Below are 2,283 nucleotides of genomic sequence, written 5' to 3'. Positions count from 1 at the left end.
GCAGCAGCAGGCCCACCAGGCCGCTCAGCAGGCCGGGAGTCGCGAGCAGCAGCGCGCCCGCCAACCCGACCAGGCCGTCGGTGACCTGCGCGCCCGGCGGCCGGCCGGCCTCGGCGGAGGCCCGGAAACCCCGCCACGCCCGCATGCCCTCGCGGCGCAGCAGCACCAGGCCCAGCAGCGAGGCGACGAACACCGCCAGCACCGCCGTCGGGAAACCGACCTCCCGGCCGACGGCCACGAACACCGCCAGCTCCAGTACGACCACCGCCAGCAGCGCCAGCGGTACGAATCTCAGTCCTCGGCGCATCTCACCTCATCCGCCTTCAGTGGGGCCCTCATCCGGATGTGTCCGCTTCCGTCCGCTTGCCTGCGGGCCGGCGGGGCGTCGCCACCCGTCCAGCATGACACGCCTGCGCTCAGGGCCACCGCACCTGACCGGTGGGGGTGCCGTGCAGTCCCCGCCGCACCGCCCGCCGGCGGTCCTGCACCCCCCAGGAGGTGATCCGCCACAGCGCCTCGGCCACGATCAGCGGGGTCATCTTGCTGCTTCCGTGCTCCCGTTCGGCGAACGTGATGGGCACCTCCACGATCCGCGCCCCCGCCTGGTGCGCCAGTCTCGCCAGCTCCACCTGGAACGAGTACCCCTGCGAGCACACCGAGTCGAGGTCGAGGGACTCCAGCACGCTGAGCCGGTACACGCGGTACCCACCGGTGGCGTCGGAGACCGGCATGCCCAGGGCCACCCGCGCGTACAGGTTGCCGGCGCGGGACAGCAGCAGCCGCCGCAGCGGCCAGTTCACCACCTGCGCGCCGGCGGTCCACCGCGACCCGATTACCACGTCGGCGTCACCGGCGGCGTACAGCAGCGCCGGTAGCTGCTCCGGGGCGTGCGAGCCGTCGGCGTCCATCTCCACCACCGCGTCGTAGCCGCGGTCCCGCGCCCACGCGAACCCGGCCAGGTACGCCGCGCCGAGGCCCTGCTTGCCCGTGCGGTGCAGCACGTGCACCCCCGGGTCGGCGGCGGCGAGGGCGTCGGCCAGCGCGCCGGTGCCGTCGGGGCTGTTGTCGTCGGCGACGAGCACCTCCACCGCGGGGGCGGCCCGCCGGACCCGCGTCACGATCTGCCGTACGTTGTCGGCCTCGTTGTAGGTCGGGATCACCACGAGCACCCGACCCAGGCCGGGGTGTCCCGTCGTGGGCCTCCGGACGTCGGTCGCCTCGGCCACTCCTCCGCTCCCCCTCCACCGGCCGTGTCGCGTGCCGGCCGTCATCCGGTGCGCGGCTGCTCCTGCGGGCCCACCGTCGCGCGTCGCCGGCGCAGCACGGCCGCACCGGCCAGGGCGGCCACCGCCACGGCGGTCAGGGCCACCTCCGGCCACAGCCCGACCCGGGTGGCCAGGGTGCGCCCGTCGGCGAGCCGCACCTCCCGGACCACCACCGCCCGGGTGTTGAACCCGGTGGCGTCACTTACCCGCCCGTCCGGGGCGACGAACCCGGACACACCGACCGTGGAGGCCATCAACGCGGGCCGGCCGTGTTCGACGGCCCGCAGCCGCACCATCGCCAACTGCTGGCGCGCCTCGGCCACGTCGAAGGTGGCGTTGTTGGTCTGTACCACCAGCAGTTGCGCCCCGCCGGTGACGGTGTCGCGGACCACCTCGTCGTAGGCGACCTCGAAGCAGATGACGTCTCCGAGCACGGCGGACGGCGTACGCAGGACGCCGGGTTCGGTGCCGGGCACGAAGTCCGCGCGGACCCGGTCGACCTCCTTGCTGACCATCCGGGCGATGTCGCGCATCGGCACGTACTCGGCGAACGGCACCGGGTGCCGCTTGGTGTACAGCTGCGCCAGGTCCGGGCCGGTCCCCGGCAGCCACATCAGCCCCGCGTTGCGCACCTGTCCCGCGCCGGGACCGCGCAGCACGGCGCCGACCAGGATGGGGGCGTCGATCGCGTCGGCGGCCTCGGAGATCCGCGCCCCGGCAGAGGCGTCGCGCAGGGGGTCGATGTCGGAGGAGTTCTCCGGCCACACCACCAGGTCCGGTCGCCGCTGGGTGCCGGCGGCCACCTGCCGGGCGAGGTCGACGGTCGCGTCGACGTGGTTGTTCAGCACCGCCTGCCGCTGGGCGTTGAAGTCCAGGCCCAGGCGCGGCACGTTGCCCTGCACGATCGCCACGGTCACCGCCTCGGCGCAGCAGGAGCTCGCCGACCTGCGTCAGGAGACCTGGAAGTCGCGCCAGGAGTCCGACGAGCTCCAGCGGCAGGTGGCGGAGGTGCGGCTGG

The 2,283-nt window shown here is 74.4% G+C and carries 2 protein-coding genes and 1 pseudogene; all 3 read right to left on the bottom strand.

From position 1 onward, the window contains the following. Positions 1-307: FxsA family protein (locus AB0I76_RS27955; protein ID WP_357041540.1), on the bottom strand; the 307-nt coding region annotated here is incomplete at its 3' end. A gap of 109 nt (positions 308-416) precedes the next feature. Continuing rightward, positions 417-1,226 (bottom strand): polyprenol monophosphomannose synthase, encoded by an 810-nt coding sequence (locus tag AB0I76_RS27950; protein ID WP_357041537.1) that lies wholly within the window; start codon positions 1,224-1,226, stop codon positions 417-419. 41 nt (positions 1,227-1,267) lie between these two features. Beyond that, positions 1,268-2,182, bottom strand: a pseudogene (gene lnt, locus AB0I76_RS27945) (apolipoprotein N-acyltransferase); the annotation flags it as partial. Positions 2,183-2,283: the final 101 nt, after the last annotated feature.

Source organism: Micromonospora sp. NPDC049799 (assembly GCF_040656655.1).
Taxonomy (GTDB): Bacteria; Actinomycetota; Actinomycetes; order Mycobacteriales; family Micromonosporaceae; genus Micromonospora.
Note: the sequence above shows the minus strand (reverse complement) of the source record. Positions and strands in the feature narration are given on the sequence as shown.